20 protein-coding genes, 1 pseudogene and 1 other annotated feature are annotated in these 22,466 nt (G+C 55.9%); of the genes and pseudogenes, 11 read left to right on the forward strand and 10 right to left on the reverse strand.

Annotated features, from left to right (window positions below; all coding sequences use genetic code 11):
* Nucleotides 1-20: 20 nt before the first annotated feature.
* Complete coding sequence (locus tag ACWKX3_RS10895) at nucleotides 21-1,589, reverse strand: EAL domain-containing protein (protein WP_454541732.1); 1,569 nt, start codon at nucleotides 1,587-1,589, stop codon at nucleotides 21-23.
* Between the two features lie 231 nt (nucleotides 1,590-1,820).
* On the opposite strand from ACWKX3_RS10895, the gene ACWKX3_RS10900 reads away from it, so the two are divergent.
* Together ACWKX3_RS10900 and ykgO are read left to right on the forward strand one after the other, a co-directional pair.
* Nucleotides 1,821-2,081 carry a type B 50S ribosomal protein L31 gene (locus tag ACWKX3_RS10900; protein WP_454541733.1) on the forward strand — a complete coding sequence of 87 codons (261 nt, stop codon included), beginning with the start codon at nucleotides 1,821-1,823 and terminating at the stop codon, nucleotides 2,079-2,081.
* Between the two features lie 2 nt (nucleotides 2,082-2,083).
* Nucleotides 2,084-2,224: a type B 50S ribosomal protein L36 gene (ykgO, locus tag ACWKX3_RS10905; protein ID WP_003859006.1), complete on the forward strand. Its 141-nt coding sequence runs from the start codon at nucleotides 2,084-2,086 to the stop codon at nucleotides 2,222-2,224.
* Here the strand turns inward: ykgO and ACWKX3_RS10910 are convergent.
* Entirely contained in the window at nucleotides 2,221-2,931 is a 711-nt protein-coding gene (locus ACWKX3_RS10910; RefSeq protein ID WP_454541734.1) for a GNAT family N-acetyltransferase, read from the reverse strand. The two genes, ykgO and ACWKX3_RS10910, sit on opposite strands and share 4 nt — an antisense overlap.
* Before the next feature lie 101 nt (nucleotides 2,932-3,032).
* On the opposite strand from ACWKX3_RS10910, the gene pdxR reads away from it, so the two are divergent.
* A complete protein-coding gene (gene pdxR, locus ACWKX3_RS10915; RefSeq protein WP_454541735.1) occupies nucleotides 3,033-4,493 on the forward strand; it encodes a MocR-like pyridoxine biosynthesis transcription factor PdxR in 1,461 nt (486 codons plus the stop codon).
* On the opposite strand, the gene ACWKX3_RS10920 is transcribed toward pdxR, so the two are convergent.
* The 6 genes from ACWKX3_RS10920 to acrA all read right to left on the reverse strand — a co-directional run bounded on the left by ACWKX3_RS10920 (nucleotide 4,444) and on the right by acrA (nucleotide 11,299).
* Nucleotides 4,444-4,932: a YlaC family protein gene (locus tag ACWKX3_RS10920; RefSeq protein ID WP_454541736.1), complete on the reverse strand. Its 489-nt coding sequence runs from the start codon at nucleotides 4,930-4,932 to the stop codon at nucleotides 4,444-4,446. The two genes, pdxR and ACWKX3_RS10920, sit on opposite strands and share 50 nt — an antisense overlap.
* Nucleotides 4,933-5,048: 116 nt before the next feature.
* Nucleotides 5,049-5,600: a maltose O-acetyltransferase gene (gene maa, locus ACWKX3_RS10925; protein ID WP_088207831.1), complete on the reverse strand. Its 552-nt coding sequence runs from the start codon at nucleotides 5,598-5,600 to the stop codon at nucleotides 5,049-5,051.
* Nucleotides 5,601-5,805: 205 nt separating this feature from the next.
* Complete coding sequence (locus ACWKX3_RS10930) at nucleotides 5,806-6,024, reverse strand: HHA domain-containing protein (protein WP_006176938.1); 219 nt, start codon at nucleotides 6,022-6,024, stop codon at nucleotides 5,806-5,808.
* Between the two features lie 27 nt (nucleotides 6,025-6,051).
* The gene (gene tomB, locus ACWKX3_RS10935; RefSeq protein WP_006176939.1) at nucleotides 6,052-6,426 is read right to left on the reverse strand and encodes an Hha toxicity modulator TomB; all 375 of its coding nucleotides are present in this window, start codon (nucleotides 6,424-6,426) and stop codon (nucleotides 6,052-6,054) included.
* A 510-nt stretch (nucleotides 6,427-6,936) separates the two neighbouring features.
* Nucleotides 6,937-10,083, reverse strand: a complete 3,147-nt coding sequence (acrB, locus tag ACWKX3_RS10940) for a multidrug efflux RND transporter permease subunit AcrB (protein ID WP_058609279.1) — start codon at nucleotides 10,081-10,083, stop codon at nucleotides 6,937-6,939.
* Between the two features lie 22 nt (nucleotides 10,084-10,105).
* Nucleotides 10,106-11,299, reverse strand: a complete 1,194-nt coding sequence (acrA, locus tag ACWKX3_RS10945) for a multidrug efflux RND transporter periplasmic adaptor subunit AcrA (protein ID WP_006176941.1) — start codon at nucleotides 11,297-11,299, stop codon at nucleotides 10,106-10,108.
* A gap of 141 nt (nucleotides 11,300-11,440) precedes the next feature.
* On the opposite strand from acrA, the gene acrR reads away from it, so the two are divergent.
* A complete protein-coding gene (gene acrR, locus ACWKX3_RS10950) occupies nucleotides 11,441-12,094 on the forward strand; it encodes a multidrug efflux transporter transcriptional repressor AcrR (protein ID WP_006176942.1) in 654 nt (217 codons plus the stop codon).
* Nucleotides 12,095-12,212: 118 nt separating this feature from the next.
* Complete coding sequence (gene mscK, locus ACWKX3_RS10955) at nucleotides 12,213-15,560, forward strand: mechanosensitive channel MscK (protein ID WP_454541861.1); 3,348 nt, start codon at nucleotides 12,213-12,215, stop codon at nucleotides 15,558-15,560.
* Here the strand turns inward: mscK and rsmS are convergent.
* Nucleotides 15,557-15,746: pseudogene (gene rsmS / locus ACWKX3_RS10960) on the reverse strand (pleiotropic regulatory protein RsmS). The gene mscK and the pseudogene rsmS sit on opposite strands and share 4 nt — an antisense overlap.
* Nucleotides 15,747-15,758: 12 nt before the next feature.
* Nucleotides 15,759-16,286, reverse strand: a complete 528-nt coding sequence (gene priC / locus ACWKX3_RS10965; RefSeq protein ID WP_006176945.1) for a primosomal replication protein N'' — start codon at nucleotides 16,284-16,286, stop codon at nucleotides 15,759-15,761.
* 50 nt (nucleotides 16,287-16,336) lie between these two features.
* On the opposite strand from priC, the gene ACWKX3_RS10970 reads away from it, so the two are divergent.
* The 6 genes from ACWKX3_RS10970 (at nucleotide 16,337) to htpG (ending at nucleotide 22,408) form a co-directional block, all read left to right on the forward strand.
* Nucleotides 16,337-16,714 (forward strand): DUF454 family protein, encoded by a 378-nt coding sequence (locus ACWKX3_RS10970; protein ID WP_006176946.1) that lies wholly within the window; start codon nucleotides 16,337-16,339, stop codon nucleotides 16,712-16,714.
* Nucleotides 16,715-16,865: 151 nt separating this feature from the next.
* Nucleotides 16,866-17,417 carry an adenine phosphoribosyltransferase gene (gene apt, locus ACWKX3_RS10975; RefSeq protein ID WP_006176947.1) on the forward strand — a complete coding sequence of 184 codons (552 nt, stop codon included), beginning with the start codon at nucleotides 16,866-16,868 and terminating at the stop codon, nucleotides 17,415-17,417.
* 88 nt (nucleotides 17,418-17,505) lie between these two features.
* Complete coding sequence (gene dnaX, locus ACWKX3_RS10980) at nucleotides 17,506-19,431, forward strand: DNA polymerase III subunit gamma/tau (RefSeq protein ID WP_454541737.1); 1,926 nt, start codon at nucleotides 17,506-17,508, stop codon at nucleotides 19,429-19,431.
* Nucleotides 18,761-18,825: a sequence feature (DnaX frameshifting element), on the forward strand. (Overlaps the previous gene by 65 nt.)
* Nucleotides 19,432-19,484: 53 nt before the next feature.
* A complete protein-coding gene (locus ACWKX3_RS10985; protein ID WP_003858972.1) occupies nucleotides 19,485-19,817 on the forward strand; it encodes a YbaB/EbfC family nucleoid-associated protein in 333 nt (110 codons plus the stop codon).
* Nucleotides 19,817-20,422 carry a recombination mediator RecR gene (gene recR / locus ACWKX3_RS10990; RefSeq protein ID WP_006176950.1) on the forward strand — a complete coding sequence of 202 codons (606 nt, stop codon included), beginning with the start codon at nucleotides 19,817-19,819 and terminating at the stop codon, nucleotides 20,420-20,422. Before ACWKX3_RS10985 ends, recR begins: the two co-directional genes overlap by 1 nt.
* A 111-nt stretch (nucleotides 20,423-20,533) precedes the next feature.
* The gene (gene htpG, locus ACWKX3_RS10995) at nucleotides 20,534-22,408 is read left to right on the forward strand and encodes a molecular chaperone HtpG (RefSeq protein ID WP_137271698.1); all 1,875 of its coding nucleotides are present in this window, start codon (nucleotides 20,534-20,536) and stop codon (nucleotides 22,406-22,408) included.
* The last annotated feature ends 58 nt before the right edge of the window (nucleotides 22,409-22,466 follow it).

Consider the following 22,466-nt stretch of genomic DNA (forward strand, 5'->3'; position numbering starts at 1 on the left):
GCCACCCAGCGTGGCCGCACTTACTCAGGCTGAAGCGGGTCGAGATTGCGTTCGGCCCACAGAATAAACTCCACCTTTGGCAGCGCCTTGCTGTAGTACCAGCCTTGTCCATACTGCACGCCGTGACGATGCAGCCACGCAAGCTGGCCTTCTGTCTCAATCCCTTCCGCAACCATCGCCAGCTTGAGCGATTTCGCCATTTCGATGATGTGCGGTGTGACGTTTTTGTACTCCAGCGCATCGACAAAGGATTTGTCGATCTTGAGCGTATCGACGTCCAGATCCTGCAAATAACTCAGGCTGGAGTAGCCGGTACCAAAATCATCAATATAGATGGCATGTCCCGCATGACGAAATTCGGCAAGGGCCGGGATGCTGACCTTCGGGTCGGCAAAGCCGCGTTCGGTCAGTTCCAGGGCTATCTGTCGGGGATGAACCTCCCATTTGTTCAGCAGGCTGTGCAGCAGTGGCGGGATCTTGCCTGAGGTCAAATCCGCAGGCGCAAGGTTAATCGAAATATGCTGATCAGGGTGCAGATGAAGCCAGTGGCCCATGTCCTCGAACACCTTTTCGATAACCTGCTGGGTCAGCTGTGAAATAAGACCCGTCTGCTCGGCCAGCGGCACAAAGATATCCGGAGACAGGCTGCTGCCGTCAGGCTGGGGCCAGCGGCTCAGCGCTTCGGCACCGACGACTTTTCCGCTTTCCAGGTCCACAATAGGCTGGTAGTGAACCACAAAATCGCGGCTGTTAAGGGCATCCTGCAGACGGTTCTTCGGAGACTGAAGGCGGCGCAGGATCCGCAGGACAAACAGCGCCGCGAGCAGGCTGACCAGAATACCGAAGGGAAGCCAGAAAATAAGTTGCCGGTGCCAGGACGCTTCCAGCGGTTTTAACGCCGCCCACGTCACCACCGTAACGCCCAGGTCGGGAACCGATTTCGCAACGTACATCGAACCGTTGAACTGCAGACACGCAGGCGTTAGCGTTTCCAGTTGATGGCGAATCTGCGGGTCGAGCGTGTCGCTGCTGGCAAAGACAACATGATTACTGTGACCAATCAGGGCCGCATCCATCCGCACCGCGCCAAAGGGGATCACATCGACCAGCAAGTCAGGATCGATCATCACCAGATAATTTCCCTTTCCCATCACCGCCATATAGTGATTAAAGCCCAAATCGTTTTGCGTGGTTAGCCAGGCGTCATAGCCATCATGCGTGGTGCGCATTGGCGGTGGAAAGGGGGCGGTGCTGCTGGTCTGTTCCAGAGAGGAGCAGCGTGGCTCCAGATTCTCAGCGTAGATCACTTCCTGAATATAACGTGAAGCGAAGGCGACGCGCCGCATTTCACGCAGATGCAAAGGGCTGCACGGAGGATAGGACAGGGTCTGAAGATGGTTGAGCGCGCCTTTAGCCTGGTCCACCACTTTATCCGTGCGCAGCAGGACGCGTGATGCGTAAGTGTCGAGCGCGTCCACAAATTTCTCTTCCGCCTGTCGGTGCGCCAGCCAGATGCTGAGGCAAATGGGGACCAGCACCGAAAAAATCAGTATACCTGTTACCAGACTGACCAGATGTCGGGTTCTCATGCGGTTGTATCCTTCCTCATATGCCCGCTCCGGGGCGCTGAGTAAGCCCTTCAGAAGAGAAAGACGTTATCGTCAAATAATACCGTATAGCGCGTCAAAGCGATTGATTTTAGCTCAGAAAAGGGGATGCAGGACAGATCGCTGTCAACGTGATGCGTGATTGAGGGTTGTTTTTGCGCCAGTGCTCAGATATTATTTTGTTATGTTATAACAATACATGAAGAGTCCACGATGAAAACAAATATCCATCCTGCCTATCGCACTGTTGTGTTTCATGACACCAGTGCCAACGAATACTTTAAGGTCGGTTCGACCATTAAAACGGACCGCGAAATTGAACTCGACGGTGAAACCTATCCGTATATCACCATCGAGGTCTCTTCAAAATCGCATCCGTTTTATACCGGTAAGCAAAAAACGTTCTCGACGGACGGCAGCGCAGCACGCTTCCGCAAGCGTTTTGGCGGCTTTCTTAATGCGAAGCGAGGTTAACCATGCAGGTACTTAACTCGCTGCGCAGCGCCAAACAGCGCCATCCCGACTGCCAGATCGTCAAACGCAAGGGACGTCTGTACGTTATTTGCAAATCTAACCCGCGCTTTAAAGCGGTACAGGGACGCAAAAAACGGCGTTAGAGGCGCGCATCTCGCCACTTTTCCAGGGATCTTACCTGCTTGCCATCGGCGCTGAAATTGTCGGTGGCAAGCCATTTCTCAAAGGCGACCGCCAGCCCGGGCCACTCTTTATCAATGATTGAAAACCAGTCCGTATCCCGGTTATGACCTTTCGTGACCAGCGCCTGACGAAAGCGTCCTTCATACTGAAAGCCCAGACGCAGCGCCGCTTTGCGGGACGGCTCGTTAAGGCTGTTGCACTTCCATTCGTAGCGTCGATAGCCCAGCGTATCAAAGACATAACGCATCAGCAGAGCGTGCGCTTCGGTGGACATTACCGTGCGGCTGAGCAGCGGTGAAAAATGCACATGACCCACTTCGACAACCCCGTTGACGGGATCGATACGCATCAGCGCCAGCGTGCCGACCGGAGACTGCGTCTGATTATCAATCACCGTGAAATGCATGGGATCAGAGAGCGCACAGACGCTTTCGACCCAACCGGCAAACGCGTCGGCGGTGGCATCGGATTCGCGCAGCAGCCACGTCCAGCTGCGCGTGTCTTCCGCCAGCTGATAGGCGGAAAACAGTGCCTGTGCGTGCCCGACGCATAAAGGTTCAAGCCGACAATAGCGGCCCGTCAGTACCACCCGCTCAGGATGGGGGCGTGGCTGCCAGTCTTCCAGTGCATCGCCCATCGGTTGTCCAAACGCATTGATTGTATTCATTGTTTTCCCCGTCATCGTCAGTAGACCCTCAGAGTAGATAAGTTCTGGTTCCTTAAAAAGCACCACTGAGTTATATTTTCGTGGTACCACGGGAGAGATAAATGAATATACCTGGCGATGAATTTCATGCCCTGTTAAGGGATGCGCTCGACACGCGTGAAGACGAGACGCTGCAGCGCACCCTGTATCTGACGCTGCGGGAGGCGATATTGGGCGGCAGGCTGCGCGCCGATAGCCGCCTGCCGGGCTCGCGCACCGTTGCGCAGCAGCTTCACCTTTCGCGCAACACCGTCAATGCGGCCCTGGAGCAGCTCACGCTCGAAGGGTATTTGCTGCGTAACCGTCAGGGAACGCGCGTGGCGCAGCTGGCTCCCCGCGCTATCGCCAGGGATTTACCCGAGCCTGCGGTCACGCTTGCAAAACGTGTGACCCTGCTGCCGACACCCACGCCCCGCGACACGCCGGTTATGGCACTGACCCCCGGCACGCCCGCTATCAATTATTTCCCGCTGCCTTTGTGGCGACGCCTGTACGATCGCGTTTTGCGGGAGGAGGGCAGCGCCCTGCTGGGCTATGGCTACCCGGCGGGTGAACCGGCGTTGCGCGAGGCCATCGCCCGTCACCTGGCCCTTTCTCGCGGAATTAACTGCGAGGCCAGCCAGATAGTCATCACCGAGGGGGCGCTGGAGGGCGTTAACCTCTGCACCCAACTGCTCAGCGAGCCAGGCGACGTCGCCTGGGTGGAGAACCCCGGCTATGCCGGAGCAAAAAGCGCGTTTGCCAAATCCGGCTTAAGGATGGTGGGTATGCCGGTGGACGACGAGGGAATGCGCTGGGAAGCACAGCCCGCGCCTGCCCCGTCGCTGATTTTTACCTCGCCTTCCCATCAGTTTCCCTACGGGAGCGTGCTTAGCGCGCGCCGACGCCTGGCGCTGCTTGCGCTGGCGCAGCACCACAAGGCGTGGATCATTGAGGATGATTACGATAGCGAGTTTCGTTACGCCGGTGAGCCGGTTCCGGCGATGCTCGGGATGATAAAAAACGCGCCGGTGGTTTATCTCGGGACGTTCAGTAAAACGCTTTTTCCGTCGCTGCGGATCGGTTTTATGGTTCTCCCGCCTGCGCTGGCAAAGGCCACGGGACATGCTATCGGCTCGTTGCTGCGCGGCGGTCATCGCGCCGAGCAGCGCACGCTGGCGCTGTTTATTGAGGAGGGGCATTATGCGCGGCATCTTGCGGCGATGCGCAGGCTCTACCGCAAACGCTACCGACAGCTTCGCGAGACGCTAAGCGCTGAACTGCACGTTGAACATCGCGTGCTGGCGGGTGAGGGGGGCATGCATCTTACCGTGGCGATTGAGGGCATCGACGACAGCGAAATAGCCCAGCAGGCGAGAGCCTTCCTGCTGGCACCGGCGGCGCTGAGCGGATACTACCTTGAGACGAAGCAGGGGCAAACCGGCCTGGTGCTGGGGTACGGTAATACCTCTGCCTCGCAGTTCACACCCGCAGTCAGGCGTTTACAGCAGCTGATTGTGCAGCAGCGGGGCGGGAAAGGGTGAACACGTCGTAGAAAGAGAGCTGTCCCTTGGTCGAGACCATTTTTTGCAGCTGCTCTTTTTGCCTGATATCGACCGACGGCGAATGAAGAATGTTGTCGATCAGCTCCGACGGCACATAGCGCGTGTTATACCATTCGCCGTTATAGCAGACCCGGAAATCAAGCACGTCGATATCTTCATAGCGATAGCGCGGGTTAACGTCAAAAAAGAAGAACGCGTTAAACACCACAAAGAGCACCACCAGAAGCCAGACCGAGTCGGCAAGCGTTGTGGAGGTCATCATGACAACCAGCGTGGCCAGCCAGGCGGCGTACATGGCAACAAACAGTCCCGGATGTTTGCGGATAAAGCTGATGCTAAAGCGCGGGCGATTGTCGCGCTTTTCACGGGTGTTGAGATCGTCGATGGTGGCGGTGAGCAGGCGCTGTATCTCTGTCATTTTTTGCCTTCATGAATCGTGAAAATACAGGGGATCTGCTCATTTTAGGGGAGCGGCCGGGGGGAGGAAAGTAACAGTTATGGGGTGAAAAGCCATAACAGTTACGTCTGGCAGGCTTACAGCATCTTAATGATCTTCGCCGGGTTACCGCCCACCACGGCATTCGCCGGAACGTCTTTAACCACGACTGCGCCGGAGGCGATCACCGCGTTATCGCCGATCGTCACGCCAGGGTTGATTACCGCGCGTCCGCCAATCCAGACGTTGTTGCCGATGGTCACCGGTTTGCCATATTCAGCCCCGCTATTGCGCTCTGTCGGATCCAGCGGGTGGGTGGCCGTATAGATATGCACGCCCGGCGCAAGCATACAGTTATCGCCAATATGGACAGGGCAGACGTCTAACATCACGCAGTCAAAGTTGGCGTAAAAATCGTTGCCCAGAAAAATGTTGTAGCCATAGTCACACCGAAAGCTCGGCTCTATATATGCGCCTTCGCTTTGCCCCAGCAGTTGCTTCAGCAAGGCCGTGCGTTCTGCTTTCTCATCAGGTGCGGTGTGGTTATAACGATGCAGCAGATGACGCGCGCGCAACCGATCGGCCCGTAGCGTTTCATCGCCAGGGCGATACAGCTCGCCCGCAATCATCTTTCGTTTTTCTTCACTCATGGGAACCTCTCAGCATTTGTTGATGACCTAAAGGTAAAAGGAATTCAACATAAAGGGAACGTTCCCAAAAGGCAGGTGTGACGATAGTCACAACATTGTTGTGAGTGATTCTTCACACGGGGACCTGTGTGTCACACAGGGGGGCGTAACGCGAAAGGGAATCCCACTAACATTGACGTAGACACTCTACAGCCAGGTACAAAAATTAACGGACAAATTTCCATACGGAAGACGGTATTTTGTCGTAAAGCTTATTCATGGTTAACTCGGCCAGGCGATGATCCGCTGCTGAGTAAAATACAGCCAGTTCGTTATCAGAAAGCTCATATTTATTTTTTTCGATAACACGTTCAAGTGTGTCCAGTGACTGACAACGTCGCAAGCGCATCAAATAATCGATCTTGGTTAATGGTTTTTCAGACATAAATTCACCTTAGTCATTGTAATAATTTTAACAGGAAAGGCTAACAGGATTAGCTCGACTTGCATTGATGAAACAACGGAATAGCCGATTTCCTGATTTACGCCATTTCTGCAAATCCTGTGCGTTAATGCCGTAACTGCTGAACAACATAAAAGTGTCATCCAGATATTCATCAATTTGCTCAATCAGCTTATTATCTTCATTGTACTTAATTTTATAATTAAGTGCGAAGGTGGCGATATGCTCTATCAGCTCATTAAGCTGCAAATTGATGGCCGAGGTGGGGTCGTTAACCCACCCATGGTTACTTTCATCAAGATTGGCAAGACAGTCATGGTACAAGGATTCGCAGAGAAATTTCAACTGCGCGATATCATGCCTTTTTGGCGAGTACTCGTCCATAGCGCATCCCCTTTTGAGTGATTTCTTACTCACCGAACAACATTGTCGGGATGGATACAACTCACTTAGCCACGCGGGTGCTGTGTTCCTGATATCTCTAACTATAAGCCACTCTGATCAAGATTTCACCGCGCTATTACGAAAAATTACAATTAAAAACAGCCTCTGCGATCCTCTACGCAAATGTGCGTTCAGGCCGGCATTTTTTTATCCCGATAACCTTATTTTTTCAGGGCTTCCTTATGTTTCATTGAGTTAGCTTAACGCCATTAGATGTCCAGATTCAGACTTCTCTCTCTGTTGCACAAAAAACCAGGAATGTTCCTAATAATGTATGCGAAGAAATAGAAATAAAAAAATTCTAAATTCGCCTGTTAAATTTTCAGTTAATTATGATATGCCTTTTCACGATGGCGGAAAATATACAGAACTGCAATAAGCGTAATTTATGATTTTAATCAGAAAGAAAAAAGGCCGCAAATGCGGCCTTTTTATCAGGTGAAACCGGTATCAGTGACGTTCTACCGGGTGACTATGCTCAACATCTTCATTCTTGCGGCTGAAGCGGCGGCGTACCACCACGAAGAACACCGGCACGAAGAAGATCGCCAGAACGGTCGCGGTCACCATCCCGCCCATTACACCCGTACCTACGGCGTTCTGCGCGCCGGAACCGGCTCCGGAGCTGATAACCAGCGGCAGCACCCCGAGGATGAACGCCAGCGAGGTCATCAGGATGGGACGCAGACGCATACGTACGGCGTCAAGCGTGGCTTCAATCAGGCCTTTGCCCTCTTTCTCCATCAGATCCTTGGCGAATTCCACGATAAGTATCGCGTTCTTCGCCGACAGCCCAATGGTTGTCAGCAGGCCCACCTGGAAGTAAACGTCGTTGGTTAACCCGCGGAACGTAGCGGCCAGCAGCGCACCGATAACCCCCAGCGGAACCACCAGCATAACCGAGAACGGAATCGACCAGCTCTCATACAGCGCCGCCAGACAGAGGAAGACCACGATCAGCGAGATGGCGTACAGGGCAGGGGCCTGGTTGCCGGACAGACGTTCCTGATAGGACATGCCGGTCCAGTCATAGCCGATCCCCGCTGGCAGTTTGCTGGCCAGCTGCTCCATCATCGCCATCGCTTCACCGGTACTCTTACCTTCTGCAGCCTGACCGAGGATTTCCATCGATGGCAGGCCGTTATAGCGTTCCAGACGCGGTGAACCGTATTCCCAGTGCGAGGTAGAGAAGGCGGAGAACGGCACCATCTGACCATCGCTACCACGAACGTACCAGTTATTGATATCGTTCGGCAGCATACGGTATTTCGCTTCCGACATGACGTACACTTTCTTCACGCGACCGCGGTCGATGAAGTCGTTGACGTAGCTACCGCCCCAGGCTGCACCCAGCGTGGTATTAATGTCGCTGATGGACACACCCAGCGCCTGCGCTTTTTCCTGATCGACGTCGATCTTGTACTGCGGCGTATCTTCCAGGCCGTTAGGACGCACGCCGGTCAGCAGGTCAGGGTGTTTCGCAACTTCCCCAAACAGCTGGTTACGCGCCTGAGTCAGTTTCTCATGGCCTAAACCGCCCTGGTCAATCAGCTGGAAGTCGAAGCCGGTTGCCGTACCCAGCTCAACGATTGCCGGCAGGTTGAACGCGAACACCATCGCATCTTTGATCTGCGAGAAGGTGCCCATCGCACGGCCGGTAATCGCTTCTACCTTGTTCTCTTTACCCGGACGCTCGGACCAGTCTTTCAGAGAGACGAAGGCAATACCGGTGTTCTGACCGCGACCCGCAAAGCCAAAGCCGTTAACCGCAAACACGGATTCAACGTTGTCTTTTTCCTTGGTCAGGAAGTAGTCGGTCATCTCATCCAGCACCTTCTGGGTACGCTCTTGCGAGGCACCTGCAGGAAGCTGAGCCATACTCAGGAACACGCCCTGGTCTTCGTCTGGCAGGAACGAGCTTGGCAGACGAACGAACAGGAAGGCCATGCCTACCACGATGATGATATAGAGCAGTAGGTAACGACCGGTGCTGCGCAGGATGCTGCCCACGCTGTCGGTGTAGTGGTTCGTGCTCTTGTCAAACATGCGGTTGAACCAGCCGAAGAAGCCTTTATGCTCGCCGTGTCCACCTTTCTGGACCGGTTTCAGCATGGTGGCACACAGGGCTGGCGTCAGGATCAACGCCACCAGCACCGACAGGGCCATCGCGGAAACGATGGTGATCGAGAACTGGCGATAAATCGCCCCGGTGGAGCCACCGAAGAAGGCCATCGGGATAAATACCGCAGACAGTACCATCGCGATACCGACCAGCGCGCCCTGGATCTGGCCCATCGACTTACGGGTTGCTTCCTTCGGCGGCAGGCCTTCTTCCGCCATCACACGCTCGACGTTCTCGACCACCACGATGGCGTCATCCACCAACAGGCCGATGGCGAGCACCATCCCGAACATCGTCAGGGTGTTTATCGAGTAGCCAAATATCGCCAGGATCGCGAAGGTCCCGAGCAGTACAACCGGCACGGCGATGGTTGGGATCAGCGTTGCACGGAAGTTCTGCAAGAACAGATACATGACCAGGAACACGAGGATGATCGCTTCAACCAGCGTTTTCACCACTTCGTGAATGGAGATTTGCACGAACGGCGTGGTGTCATACGGGTAAACGATTTTCAGACCTGACGGGAAGAAAGGTTCCATCTTCTTCAGCTCTGCACGGATCGCTGCCGCGGTGTCCAGGGCGTTAGCGCCGGTTGCCAGTTTGATACCCAGACCGGAAGCCGGTTTGCCGTTGAACTTGGCGATAACGTCGTAGTTTTCACCGCCCAGTTCCACTTTCGCCACGTCGCGCAGGCGAACCTGAGAACCGTCCGGATTCACTTTCAGCAGAATTTTGCCGAACTCATCCGCAGAGGTCAGACGCGTTTGCGCAATGATCGAGGCGTTAAGCTGCTGGCCTTTCACCGGCGGCGTACCGCCTAACTGACCGGCTGCAACCTGGGCGTTCTGCGCTTTAATAGCGCTGATCACGTCAACCGGCGTCAGCTGGAAGTTGTTCAGTTTGTTCGGATCCATCCAGATACGCATCGCGTACTGGGAACCGAACAGCTGCACGTCACCCACACCGGACGTACGGCTGATCACGTCCTTCATGTTGGCGCCTACGTAGTCGGAAATATCCTCCTGTGTCATGGTGCCGTTGGTGTTGATAACGCCAACAACCATCAGGAAGCTACTGGACGATTTCTCGACGCTCACACCCTGCTGTTGTACTTCCTGCGGCAGCAGCGGCATCGCCAGCTGCAGTTTGTTCTGCACCTGAACCTGCGCGATATCGGCATCAGTGCCTGACTCGAAGGTCAGGGTGATCTGAACCGTACCGGTTGAGTCACTGTTTGAGGACATGTACATCAGGTTATCGATACCGTTCATGTTCTGTTCGATAACCTGTGTCACGGTGTCCTGCACCGTTTTGGCATCAGCCCCTGGGTAGGTTGCGGAGATCGTCACCGCCGGTGGCGCAATCGTTGGATATTGCGCGACAGGCAGCTTCAGGATCGCAAGTCCCCCGGCTAGCATGATGATAATGGCGATCACCCATGCAAATATGGGGCGATCGATAAAGAAATTAGGCATGTCTTAACGGCTCCTGTTTAAGTTAAGACTTGGTTTGTTCTGACTGGCCACCGGCTGCGGCTTGCTGTTTATCGTCAGATTTGACTTCCTGCGCTTTCACCTGCGCGCCAGGACGTACTTTTTGCAAACCAGTAATAATCACGCGATCACCCGCTTTCAGGCCATCCGTTACCAGCCACTTGTCGCCAATCGCCTGCGTGGCGGTGATGTTGCGTGTTTCTACTTTGTCATCAGCACCGACAACCAGCGCGCTCGCATCGCCACGCGGCGTACGGGTCACACCCTGCTGTGGTACCAGCAGCGCATTAGGATTGGTCCCTTCTTCCAGACGGGCGCGCACGAACATACCTGGCAGCAGATTTTTGTCAGGGTTCGGGAAAATCGCACGTAAGGTGATGGACCCGGTTGTCTGGTCGACGGTCACATCAGAAAATTCCAGTGTGCCTGCCTGCGGGAACTTGATACCGTCATTGGACACCAGCTCCACTTTGGCTTTGCCGTTTTCCTGTTTCAGCGTGCCGTTAGCCAGCTCTTGCTTCAGGCGCAGGAAATCGTTGCTGGACTGCGTGACGTCAACGTAGATCGGATCAAGCTGCTGCACCGTTGCGAGCGCATTGGTTTGACCGTTCTGCACCAGCGCCCCTTCCGTGACGGAAGATTTACCAATGCGACCGCTGATAGGAGAGGTCACTTTGGTATAGGCGAGGTTGATACGTGCCGTCTCAACGGCCGCTTTGGCCGCTACAACGGCCGCGTTCGTCTGCTGCGCATCGGCAAGGGCTGTGTCGTAATCCTGTTGGCTGATGTACTGCGTGCCGAGCAGCTTTTTGTAGCGGTTCAACGTCAGCTGAGAGATCTTGGCTGCTGCTTCTGCTTTCGCCAGATCGCCTTTTGCGCTCTCATAAGACGCCTGATAGGTTGCTGGATCAATCTGATACAGAGACTCACCTGCTTTCACGTCACCGCCTTCGGTGAAGTTACGTTTCAGGATGATGCCGCTTACCTGTGGACGCACTTCCGCAATACGGTAAGCGCTGGTTCGGCCCGGTAATTCGGTGGTCATCTGCAGAGGTTCGGATTTGAGCGTCACGACACCCACTTCTGGCATCTGCTGAGCTCCTTGTTCTGCCTGTTTGTCGTCACATCCTGTAAGCGCTAAGCTGCCTGAGAGCATCAGAACGACCGCCAGAGGCGTTAACCCTCTGTTTTTGTTCATATGTAAACCTCGAGTGTCCGATTTCAAATTGATCAAGGGTCCTGAGTTTAAAAACCCATTGCTGCGTTTATATTATCGTCATGCTATGGTACATACATTCACAAATGTATGTAAATCTGACTCCTGTAAATTCACTGACGTATGGCACGAAAAACCAAACAACAAGCGCTGGAAACCCGACAACACATTCTTGATGTGGCAATGCGTTTGTTTTCACAGCAGGGTGTTTCGTCAACCTCGCTGGCGCAGATTGCTCAGGCCGCGGGTGTCACGCGGGGAGCGATTTACTGGCATTTTAAAGACAAGTCAGATCTGTTCGGTGAAATCTGGGAGCTATCAGAGTCCAGCATTAGCGATCTTGAGACTGAGTATCGGGCAAAATTCCCCGACGATCCACTCTCAGTATTAAGAGAGATATTAGTATATATCCTTGAAGCAACGGTAGTTGAAGAGCGCCGTCGCCTGATGATGGAGATCATTTTTCACAAATGTGAGTTTGTTGGCGAAATGGCCGTTGTCCAGCAGGCGCAGCGCAGCCTGTGTCTGGAGAGCTATGACCGCATAGAATACACGTTAAATCAATGCATGCAGGCAAAATTGTTGCCCGCCAATTTACTGACCCGCCGCGCGGCGATCCTGATGCGCAGCTATATTTCCGGGCTGATGGAAAACTGGCTTTTCGCGCCCCAGTCTTTTGACCTGAAAGCGGAAGCGCGCAGCTACGTCGCCATCCTGCTTGAAATGTGCCAGTACTGCCCAACGCTTCGCGACGATTCCGTACCGTTGTCTGCCTGAACCCTTCAGCCGTATTCTGCGCGGGAGTGAGAATGTTCGCGCTATTCTGCATCTGACGGGCGTGATATCCTTCACGCCGGACTATTTTCGGTCATCCTCAGACATCATATTCATGACTATGCTGCACACCTATCGCTCGCAAAACGCTGTTATTGCTTTACTTTTTGCTATCCTGATTTTTTTCACGGTTGCGCCTTTCGCGCATGCTCGTGCAGACAATTCCAGTGATATTCCGACGCGTGCCGACATTCAGTCGCAGCTGGAAACCCTCAACAAACAAAAAGAGTTATCGCCTCAGGAGAAGCTCGTTCAGGGCGATCTGACGGAGACGCTGGAAACGCTGGACAAAATCGAGCGCGTCAAAGCCGAAACGACCCAGCTGCGTCAGAAAGTGGCGCAGGCACCGGACAACATGCGCAAAGCGATGGATGCCCTGAGTGCGCTGAGCGACGTGGATAACGATGACGAAACCCGCAAAACGCTCGCCTCGCTCTCACTGCGTCAGCTTGAATCGCGCGTGGCGCAGCTGTTGGACGACCTGCAAACGGCGCAGTCCGATCTCTCGACCTATAACAGCCAGCTTGTCTCGCTGCAAACCCAGCCTGAGCGCGTGCAAAATGCGATGTACACCGCCTCACAACAGTTGCAGGAGATCCGCAACCGTCTGAACGGCACCACCGTGGGCGAAGGGGCGCTGCGTCCCACTCAGCAAACGCTGCTGCTCATCCAGCAGAATTTGCTCAACGCGGAGATTGAACAGCAGCGTAAAAGCCTGGAAGGGAACACGGTGCTGCAGGACACCCTGCAAAAACAGCGGGATTACGTCACGGCCAATATCAACCGCCTTGAACACCAGCTCCAGCTGCTGCAGGAAGCGGTGAACAGCAAGCGCCTGACGCTGACGGAAAAAACGGCGCAGGAGGCGGTATCGCCAGACGAAACGGCCCGCATTCAGGAAAATCCTCTGGTGAAGCAAGAGCTGGAGATTAACCATCAGCTCAGCCAGCGTCTGATTGTGGCAACCGAGAGCGGCAACACGCTGGTGCAGCAAAATATCCGAGTCAAAAACTGGCTCGATCGCGCCCTGCAGGCCGAACGTAACATCAAAGAGCAGATCGCGGTGCTGAAAGGCAGCCTTCTGCTCTCGCGTATTCTTTACCAGCAACAGCAGACGCTGCCCTCCGCCGACGAGCTGGAGGACATGACTAACCGCATCGCCGATTTACGTCTGGAGCAGTTTGACGTGAACCAGCAGCGCGACGCGCTTTTCCAGAGCGACGCGTTCGTCGCCAAAGTGGAAGAAGGGCACTCCGCAGAAGTTAACGGCGAAGTACACGATGCGCTGTTGCAGGTGGTGGATATGCGCCGCGAGCTGCTCGACCAGCTCAACAAACAGCTTGGCAATCAGCTGATGATGGCCATCAACCTGCAAATTAACCAGCAGCAACTGGTGAGCGTTTCGAAAAACCTGCAGGAGATTTTGACCCAGCAGATTTTCTGGGTGAACAGCAACAAACCGATGGACTGGGAGTGGGTTAAATCCTTCCCGGAAAGCCTGAAGACCCAGATCAAGAGCATGAAAATTACCGTCAACTGGGAGAAAGCCTGGCCCGCGGTGATGATTGCTTTCCTGGCGGGGTTGCCGCTGCTGCTGATTGCCGGATTAATTCGCTGGCGTCTGGGCTGGCTGAAAAAATACCAGGCGAAGCTCGCATCCGAAGTAGGGCAACTGCGCAACGACAGCCAGCTGCACACCCCGAAAGCGATCCTGATTGACCTTATCCGCGCGCTGCCGGTCTGCCTGTTGATTCTGGCTGCCGGGCTGATCCTGCTCACCATGCAGCTCAATATCAGCGACCTGCTGTGGGCATTCAGCAAAAAGCTGGCGCTGTTCTGGCTGGTGTTTGGCCTGTGCTGGAAGGTGCTGGAAAAAGACGGCGTGGCGGTGCGTCACTTCAACATGCCGGAAGCGCTCACCAGCCACTGGCGTCGCCAGATTGTGCGCATCAGCCTTGCGCTGCTGCCGCTGCACTTCTGGTCGGTCCTGGCCGAGCTTTCCCCGCTTCATCTGATGGATGATGTGCTGGGGCAGCTGGTCATCATGCTTAACCTGCTGCTGATTGCCGTTCTGATGTGGCCGATGTGCCGCGACAGCTGGCGCGATAAAGAGTCGCACAATCTGCGTCTGGTCACCGTCACGGTGCTGGCGATTATTCCGCTGGCGCTGATGGTGCTGACGGCGACGGGCTACTTCTACACCACGCTGCGCCTGTCGGGCCGCTGGATTGAAACAGTCTATCTGGTGATTCTCTGGAACCTGCTGTTCCAGACCGTGCTGCGTGGCCTGAGCGTGGCGGCGCGGCGTATCGCCTACCGTCGTGCTATCGCCCGTCGCCAGCATCAGGTGAAGGAGGGGGCGGAAGGCGCTGAACCGCAGGAAGAACCGACCATCGCGCTGGAGCAGGTTAACCAGCAGACCATGCGTATTACCATGCTAGTGATGGTGGCGCTGTTTGCAGTGATGTTCTGGGCCATCTGGTCTGATTTGATCACCGTGTTTGCCTATCTCGACAGCATCACGCTCTGGCAGTACAACGCGACCGAGGCCGGCGCCACGGTGATGAAGAGTGTGACCATGGGCAGCCTGCTCTTTGCGCTGGTCTCGCTGGTTATCGCCTGGGCCTTGATTCGCAACTTGCCGGGGTTGCTGGAGGTGCTGGTCCTGTCGCGGCTCAACCTGCGCCAGGGGGCATCGTATGCCATCACTACCATCCTCAACTACGTGATTATCATCGTGGGTGCCATGACCGTCTTCGGCTCCTTGGGGGTGGCGTGGGATAAACTCCAGTGGCTGGCAGCGGCGCTCTCGGTCGGTCTGGGCTTTGGTTTGCAAGAGATCTTCGGTAACTTCGTCTCCGGCCTGATTATCCTGTTTGAGCGTCCGGTGCGCATTGGCGATACCGTCACCATCGGCACCTTCTCCGGTACCGTCAGTAAGATCCGTATCCGTGCGACCACCATCACCGACTTCGATCGCAAAGAGGTGATTATCCCGAACAAAGCGTTCGTCACCGAGCGCCTGATCAACTGGTCACTCTCCGATACCACCACCCGCGTGGTGATCCGCCTCGGTGTGGCCTACGGATCCGATCTGGATAAAGTGAAAGAGGTGCTGCTGAAAGCGGCGGCCGATCATCCGAAAGTGATGCACGATCCTGCGCCGGCGGTATTCTTCACCACCTTCGGGCCGAGTACGCTGGACCACGAGCTGCGTCTGTACGTGCGCGAACTGCGCGATCGCAGCTACACCGTGGACGAACTGAACCGCGCCATCGATCGCCTGTGCCGTGAAAACGACATTAATATCGCCTTCAACCAGCTTGAGGTTCACCTGCGCAATGAAAAAGGTGAGGAATATACGGAAGTGAAGCGCGAGATGAAGGGTGACGACCCCACTCCCGCTTAACATCTGCTGATGTTTTCCCCCTCTCCCTCAGGGAGAGGGCCGGGGTGAGGGTAATTTTCCCTCAAAATCCCGCTTAACAATCTCCAGCGCCTTCAGCACCGTCTCTGCCGGAATAGCGTGATCCTCCAGCAGCATAATCAAATCCACGGCCAGCTTGACCTCATCGGGTGCATTTTCGAGTGACATGTCCTGCTCCTGTTAGCGGGTCAACCGTTCAATGACGCGTTCAATCTCGTCCAGCGCCTGACGACAGCGGACGATACGCCCTTCCAGCGCGGTAATTTCGCGCATCAATAACTGCTGTTCTTCAAGCGTTTCGGCGGCGTTAAGCCGCGTCTCGCGCTCGCGTTTCATCTCAAACAGACGGCGCTCGAACTCCTGGTTCTCCAGCCGCTTGCGCTGCCATTTTCCCAGGCCCGGGGAGGCGGTGTCCCAGACGCGCAGCGGCCAGGCGGCAATTTCGCGGTGCAGGGCGGTGATCTGCTCGGTAAGATGCGCCGCAAGCCAGGCCACCTGTTCCTGCTGCCCGCTCTCTACAGCATGGCGCAGCTCGTCGAGATGGGTCTGGGATTCCGCGAGATAATCCTGAATTAAGGTGCTGCGGGTACGAAAGAGCTGCCTGTCAAAGCGCGGCTTCAGCGTGGCATGGCCCATCAGCGGCGTGGCCTGAGCCCGCAGGGCCGTCAGCTGATTTTGCAGCGTCTCCAGAAGCAAGGCTGTTTTCAATACGCTCTCCAGTGGTAAAGTAGCCGTTCAGTTTGATAACGATTCGCATTATGCAGCGTACTATTTTAATCATCATTGGCTGGCTCGCGGTAGTCCTCGGCACGCTGGGCGTGGTCTTGCCCTTGCTCCCGACGACGCCGTTTATCCTGCTGGCGGCCTGGTGCTTCGCCCGCTCGTCGCCGCGTTTTCACCACTGGCTGCTGTATCGCTCGTGGTTTGGCGGCTATCTGCGTCACTGGCAACAGCACCGCGCAATGCCGCCCGGGGCCAAGCCGCGCGCGATTGCGGTCATTCTTGTCACCTTCGCCATTTCACTGTGGCTGGTCAACATGCTGTGGGTGCGCATCCTGCTGCTGGCGATCCTCACCTGCCTGCTGATCTTTATGTGGCGGATCCCCGTGGTTGATGAAAAGCAACAAAAGCACTGAACCCTTATCCTGGCTGTTGCAATTATTGTCCGCAGCCAGTAAATTCGACCGTTTTCGAGCACAGGTACGCCTGGTTAAAGGTTAAACAATTGTTACCTTGACCGACTCTCTGCGCGCCGTGAGTAACACTGTTTCATTTAGGCACAAACCGATGACCGCAACTGCACAGCAGCTTGAATATCTGAAAAACAGCATCAAAAGTATCCAGGATTATCCAAAGCCTGGCATTCTTTTCCGCGATGTCACCAGCTTGCTGGAAGACCCGAAAGCGTATGCGCTCAGCATTGAACTGCTGGTCGAACGTTATAAAAACGCCGGGATCACCAAAGTCGTAGGGACTGAAGCCCGTGGCTTCCTGTTTGGCGCACCGGTTGCGCTGGCGATGGGCGTAGGCTTTGTGCCGGTACGTAAGCCGCGCAAACTGCCGCGTGAAACTATCGCAGAAAGCTACGAGCTGGAATACGGCACCGATCAGCTGGAAATCCACGTGGATGCTATCAAGCCCGGCGATAAAGTGCTGGTGGTGGACGATCTGCTGGCAACCGGTGGCACCATCGAAGCAACCGTGAAGCTGATCCGTCGTCTGGGTGGGGAAGTGACCGACGCGGCCTTCATCATCAACCTGTTCGATCTGGGTGGCGAACAGCGCCTGGAAAAACAGGGCATTACCAGCTATTGCCTGGTGCCTTTCCCGGGTCATTAATCCCGGTTCTCACAGCCTCGCTCAATGGGTGAGGTTGTGATAGCATTCCCCTCCATAAATCCACCTTCCAGCGTTGCAGAGCCTGCCCATGAGTTATCAGGTGTTAGCCCGTAAATGGCGACCACAAACCTTTGCTGACGTTGTCGGTCAGGAACATGTGCTGACGGCCCTGGCGAACGGCTTGTCGCTAGGTCGTATCCATCACGCCTATCTTTTTTCCGGCACCCGCGGCGTCGGTAAAACCTCTATTGCCCGTCTGCTGGCAAAAGGACTGAACTGCGAAACCGGGATCACCGCCACGCCGTGCGGCGTGTGCGATAACTGCCGTGAAATCGAGCAGGGACGTTTTGTCGATCTGATCGAAATCGACGCTGCCTCGCGCACGAAAGTCGAAGATACGCGCGATCTGCTGGACAACGTCCAGTACGCACCGGCGCGCGGTCGCTTCAAGGTCTACCTGATCGATGAAGTGCACATGCTGTCGCGCCACAGCTTTAACGCCCTGCTGAAAACGCTGGAAGAGCCGCCTGCGCATGTGAAATTCCTGCTGGCGACCACCGATCCGCAAAAGCTGCCGGTGACGATCCTGTCCCGCTGCCTGCAGTTCCACCTCAAGGCGCTGGACGTTGAACAGATCCGCGCCCAGCTCGAACACATTCTCGACGAAGAGAAGATCGTCCACGAGCCTCGCGCCCTGCAGCTGCTGGCGCGTGCGGCGGACGGCAGCCTGCGCGATGCATTAAGCCTTACCGACCAGGCGATCGCCAGCGGTGATGGCAAACTTTCGACCGACGCGGTCAGCACCATGCTCGGCACGCTTGACGACGATCAGGCGCTGTCTCTCATCGAGGCGATGATTGCCGCCAACGGCGAACGCGTTATGTCGCTGGTGAACGAAGCCGCCGCGCGTGGCGTGGAGTGGGAATCGCTGCTGGTGGAGATGCTCGGCCTGCTGCACCGTGTGGCCATGCTGCAACTTTCTCCGTCGGCCATCGGGGCGGACATGGCGACCATCGAACAGCGGATGCGCGAGCTGGCTCGCACCGTGCCGCCTGCCGATGTCCAGTTGTACTATCAGACGCTGCTGATTGGCCGTAAAGAGCTGCCGTTCGCGCCGGACCGCCGCATGGGCGTTGAAATGACGCTGCTCCGCGCGCTGGCGTTTCACCCGCGCATGCCGCTACCGGAGCCGGATGTTCCGCGGCAGTCCTTTGCGCCCGTTGCCCCTACCGCGGTGATGTCGCCGCAGCAGGTGCCCCCGCAGCCGACACCGCCGCCGCAAAACGTGCCGCTGTCGGATGCCACCAGTTCGGTACTTGCCGCCCGCAGCCAGTTGCAGCGCGCGCAGGGAGTAACCAAACCAAAAAAGAGTGAACCGGCAGCGCCTTCAAGAGCGCGGCCGGTGAACAACGCCGCGCTTGAACGACTGGCCTCGGTAACGGAGCGCGTTCAGTCGCGCCCTGTGCCGTCCGCGCTCGAGCAGAAAGCCCCGGTGAAAGAAGAGGCTTACCGCTGGAAAGCAACCACGATCGTGCAAGAGGTCAAGGTTGAGGTTGCCACGCCGAAAGCGCTGAAAAAGGCGCTAGAGCACGAAAAAACGCCGGAGCTTTCCGCGAAGCTCGCCGAAGAATCGATTGAGCGTGACGCCTGGGCCGCCGAGGTCAGCAAACTGCAGCTGCCGAAGCTGGTAGAGCAGGTCGCGTTGAATGCGTGGAAAGAGCAGGACGGCAATCAGGTGCGTCTGCATCTGCGCCCTAGTCAACGCCACCTCAATTCCCCTGGCGCGCAAAAAGCGCTTGCGGAAGCGCTCAGCGCATTACAGGGTTCGCCGGTTGAATTGACTATCATTGAAGATGATAATCCGGCAGTAAAAACGCCGCTGGAGTGGCGACAGGCAATTTATGAAGAGAAGCTCGCGCAGGCGCGCGAGTCGATTGTTGCGGATAACAACATCCAGACCCTGCGCCGGTTCTTCGACGCGGACCTGGATGAAGAGAGTATTCGCCCCATTTGATCGTGAGTCTGACTTACGGTTTTAATCATTAATCGTGAAAGAGAGAGAAGCCTATGTTTGGTGGAAAAGGCGGTCTGGGTGGCCTGATGAAGCAGGCTCAGCAGATGCAGGAAAAAATGCAGAAGATGCAGGAAGAGATCGCTCAGCTGGAAGTCACGGGTGAATCTGGCGCAGGTCTGGTCAAAGTGACCATCAACGGTGCGCACAACTGCCGCCGCGTTGAAATCGACCCAAGCCTGCTCGAAGACGACAAAGAGATGCTGGAAGATCTGGTGGCAGCTGCGTTTAACGATGCTGCGCGCCGTATCGACGAGACCCAGAAAGAGAAAATGGCCTCTGTTTCCAGCGGCATGCAATTGCCGCCGGGCTTCAAGATGCCATTCTGATGCAAACCAGTCCGCTGCTCACGCAGTTAATGGAAGCGCTGCGCTGCCTGCCGGGCGTTGGCCCGAAGTCGGCCCAGCGCATGGCGTTCACGCTCCTGCAGCGCGACCGCAGCGGCGGGATGCGCCTGGCGCAGGCTCTGACCCGCGCCATGTCGGAAATTGGTCACTGTGCGGACTGCCGTACTTTTACCGAGCAGGACGTGTGTAACATCTGTACGAACCCACGTCGTCAGGAAAATGGTCAGATTTGCGTGGTGGAGAGTCCGGCGGACATCTACGCCATTGAGCAAACCGGGCAGTTCTCTGGCCGCTATTTCGTGCTGATGGGCCATCTTTCCCCGCTGGACGGCATTGGCCCGGACGATATCGGTCTGGACAGGCTCGAACAGCGTCTTGAATCGGAAACGATCAAAGAGGTGATCCTCGCCACCAACCCAACGGTGGAAGGCGAGGCAACCGCTAACTATATTGCCGAGCTGTGCGGGCAGTATGGCGTTGACGCCAGCCGTATCGCCCACGGCGTGCCGGTGGGCGGTGAGCTGGAGATGGTCGATGGCACCACGCTGTCGCACTCTCTGGCCGGTCGTCACAAGATTAATTTCTGACCAAACGAAGGCGGCGTTCGCCGCCTTCGCTTGAAAATTCCCCCCCTTATCCCCATCTCTGACTCAACGTTTTTACAACCCCATTAAATGGCATTGTTGAGGTCGACTTAGATGAAAGGACAAGAAACCCGCGGTTTCCAGTCAGAAGTAAAACAGCTTCTGCACCTGATGATCCATTCCCTGTATTCCAATAAAGAAATCTTCCTGCGTGAGCTGATTTCCAACGCCTCGGATGCGGCGGACAAGCTGCGCTTCCGCGCGCTGTCCAACCCGGACCTGTACGAGGGCGACGGTGAACTGCGCGTGCGCGTCTCGTTCAACAAAGAGAACCGTACCCTGACCATCGCCGATAACGGCATCGGGATGAACCGTGACGAGGTGATCGACCATCTCGGGACCATCGCCAAATCCGGTACCAAAGCGTTCCTGGAGTCCATGGGCTCCGATCAGGCGAAAGACAGCCAGCTGATCGGCCAGTTCGGCGTGGGCTTCTACTCAGCGTTCATCGTGGCGGATAAAGTCACCGTGCGCACCCGCGCGGCAGGCGAAAGCGCTGAAAACGGCGTGCTCTGGGAATCTAAAGGCGAAGGCGAGTACACCGTTGACGACATTACCAAAGCGGATCGCGGCACCGAGATCACCCTGCACCTGCGCGAAGGCGAAGATGATTTCCTGAACGACTGGCGCGTGCGCTCGATCATCAGCAAATATTCTGATCACATCGCGCTGCCAGTTGAGATTGAAAAGCAGGAAGAGAAAGACGGTGAAACCGTTGTCTCCTGGGAAAAAATCAACAAGGCGCAGGCGCTGTGGACGCGCAACAAGTCTGAAATTAAAGACGACGAGTACAACGAGTTTTACAAGCACATCGCCCACGACTTTACCGATCCGCTGACCTGGAGCCATAACCGCGTAGAAGGGAAGCAGGAGTACACCAGCCTGCTGTATATCCCGGCGCAGGCACCGTGGGATATGTGGAACCGCGATCACAAGCACGGCCTGAAGCTGTACGTGCAGCGCGTATTCATCATGGACGACGCCGAGCAGTTCATGCCGAACTACCTGCGCTTCACCCGTGGTCTGATTGACTCCAACGACTTGCCGCTGAACGTCTCCCGTGAGATCCTCCAGGACAGCACTGTGACCCGCAACCTGCGTAACGCGCTGACCAAACGTACGCTGCAGATGCTGGAAAAACTGGCGAAAGACGACGCGGAAAAATACCAGACCTTCTGGAAACAGTTCGGTCTGGTGCTGAAAGAAGGCCCGGCGGAAGACACCGCCAACGTTGAAACAATCGCTAAACTGCTGCGCTTTGCCTCCACGCATAACGACTCCTCCGCGCAGACCGTGTCGCTGGAAGAGTACGTCTCCCGCATGAAGGAAGGGCAGGAGAAGATCTACTACATCACCGCCGACAGCTACGCCGCAGCGAAGAGCAGCCCGCACCTGGAACTGCTGCGTAAGAAAGGCATTGAAGTTCTGCTGCTGTCTGACCGCATCGACGAATGGATGATGAACTACCTGACCGAGTTCGACGGTAAATCCTTCCAGTCCGTTGCGAAAGCTGACGAGTCTATCGACAAACTGGCAGACGAAGTGGACGAAAGCGCGAAAGAAGCGGAGAAAGCGCTGGAGCCGTTCATTGAGCGCGTGAAAACTTTCCTGGGCGATCGCGTCAAAGAGGTGCGCTTTACCCACCGCCTGACCGACACCCCGGCGATTGTTACCACCGACGCCGACGAAATGGGTACCCAGATGGCAAAACTGTTCGCGGCAGCGGGCCAGGCGATGCCGGAAGTGAAATATATCTTCGAGCTGAACCCGGATCACCCGTTGGTGAAACGCGCGGCGGATACCCAGGACGAAGCACGCTTTGCCGAGTGGGTTGAGCTTCTGCTGGATCAATCCCTGCTGGCTGAACGCGGTACGCTGGAAGATCCTAACCTGTTCATTAAACGTGTGAATGCGCTGCTGCTGGCGTAACAATTTCCCTCACCCCCCCCTCTCCCACAGGGAGAGGGTGTAAAAGTTCCCTCTCCCT

The sequence above is a fragment of the Enterobacter sp. UPMP2052 genome, assembly GCF_053709675.1.

What these genes read in the sequence shown, in the direction of transcription:
- ACWKX3_RS10895 (WP_454541732.1), bottom strand. Translation starts at nt 1,589, where the DNA reads ATGAGAACCCGACATCTGGTCAGTCTGGTAACAGGTATACTGATTTTT.
- ACWKX3_RS10900 (WP_454541733.1), top strand. Translation starts at nt 1,821, where the DNA reads ATGAAAACAAATATCCATCCTGCCTATCGCACTGTTGTGTTTCATGAC.
- ykgO (WP_003859006.1), top strand. Translation starts at nt 2,084, where the DNA reads ATGCAGGTACTTAACTCGCTGCGCAGCGCCAAACAGCGCCATCCCGAC.
- ACWKX3_RS10910 (WP_454541734.1), bottom strand. Translation starts at nt 2,931, where the DNA reads ATGAATACAATCAATGCGTTTGGACAACCGATGGGCGATGCACTGGAA.
- pdxR (WP_454541735.1), top strand. Translation starts at nt 3,033, where the DNA reads ATGAATATACCTGGCGATGAATTTCATGCCCTGTTAAGGGATGCGCTC.
- ACWKX3_RS10920 (WP_454541736.1), bottom strand. Translation starts at nt 4,932, where the DNA reads ATGACAGAGATACAGCGCCTGCTCACCGCCACCATCGACGATCTCAAC.
- maa (WP_088207831.1), bottom strand. Translation starts at nt 5,600, where the DNA reads ATGAGTGAAGAAAAACGAAAGATGATTGCGGGCGAGCTGTATCGCCCT.
- ACWKX3_RS10930 (WP_006176938.1), bottom strand. Translation starts at nt 6,024, where the DNA reads ATGTCTGAAAAACCATTAACCAAGATCGATTATTTGATGCGCTTGCGA.
- tomB (WP_006176939.1), bottom strand. Translation starts at nt 6,426, where the DNA reads ATGGACGAGTACTCGCCAAAAAGGCATGATATCGCGCAGTTGAAATTT.
- acrB (WP_058609279.1), bottom strand. Translation starts at nt 10,083, where the DNA reads ATGCCTAATTTCTTTATCGATCGCCCCATATTTGCATGGGTGATCGCC.
- acrA (WP_006176941.1), bottom strand. Translation starts at nt 11,299, where the DNA reads ATGAACAAAAACAGAGGGTTAACGCCTCTGGCGGTCGTTCTGATGCTC.
- acrR (WP_006176942.1), top strand. Translation starts at nt 11,441, where the DNA reads ATGGCACGAAAAACCAAACAACAAGCGCTGGAAACCCGACAACACATT.
- mscK (WP_454541861.1), top strand. Translation starts at nt 12,213, where the DNA reads ATGCTGCACACCTATCGCTCGCAAAACGCTGTTATTGCTTTACTTTTT.
- ACWKX3_RS10970 (WP_006176946.1), top strand. Translation starts at nt 16,337, where the DNA reads ATGCAGCGTACTATTTTAATCATCATTGGCTGGCTCGCGGTAGTCCTC.
- apt (WP_006176947.1), top strand. Translation starts at nt 16,866, where the DNA reads ATGACCGCAACTGCACAGCAGCTTGAATATCTGAAAAACAGCATCAAA.
- dnaX (WP_454541737.1), top strand. Translation starts at nt 17,506, where the DNA reads ATGAGTTATCAGGTGTTAGCCCGTAAATGGCGACCACAAACCTTTGCT.
- ACWKX3_RS10985 (WP_003858972.1), top strand. Translation starts at nt 19,485, where the DNA reads ATGTTTGGTGGAAAAGGCGGTCTGGGTGGCCTGATGAAGCAGGCTCAG.
- recR (WP_006176950.1), top strand. Translation starts at nt 19,817, where the DNA reads ATGCAAACCAGTCCGCTGCTCACGCAGTTAATGGAAGCGCTGCGCTGC.
- htpG (WP_137271698.1), top strand. Translation starts at nt 20,534, where the DNA reads ATGAAAGGACAAGAAACCCGCGGTTTCCAGTCAGAAGTAAAACAGCTT.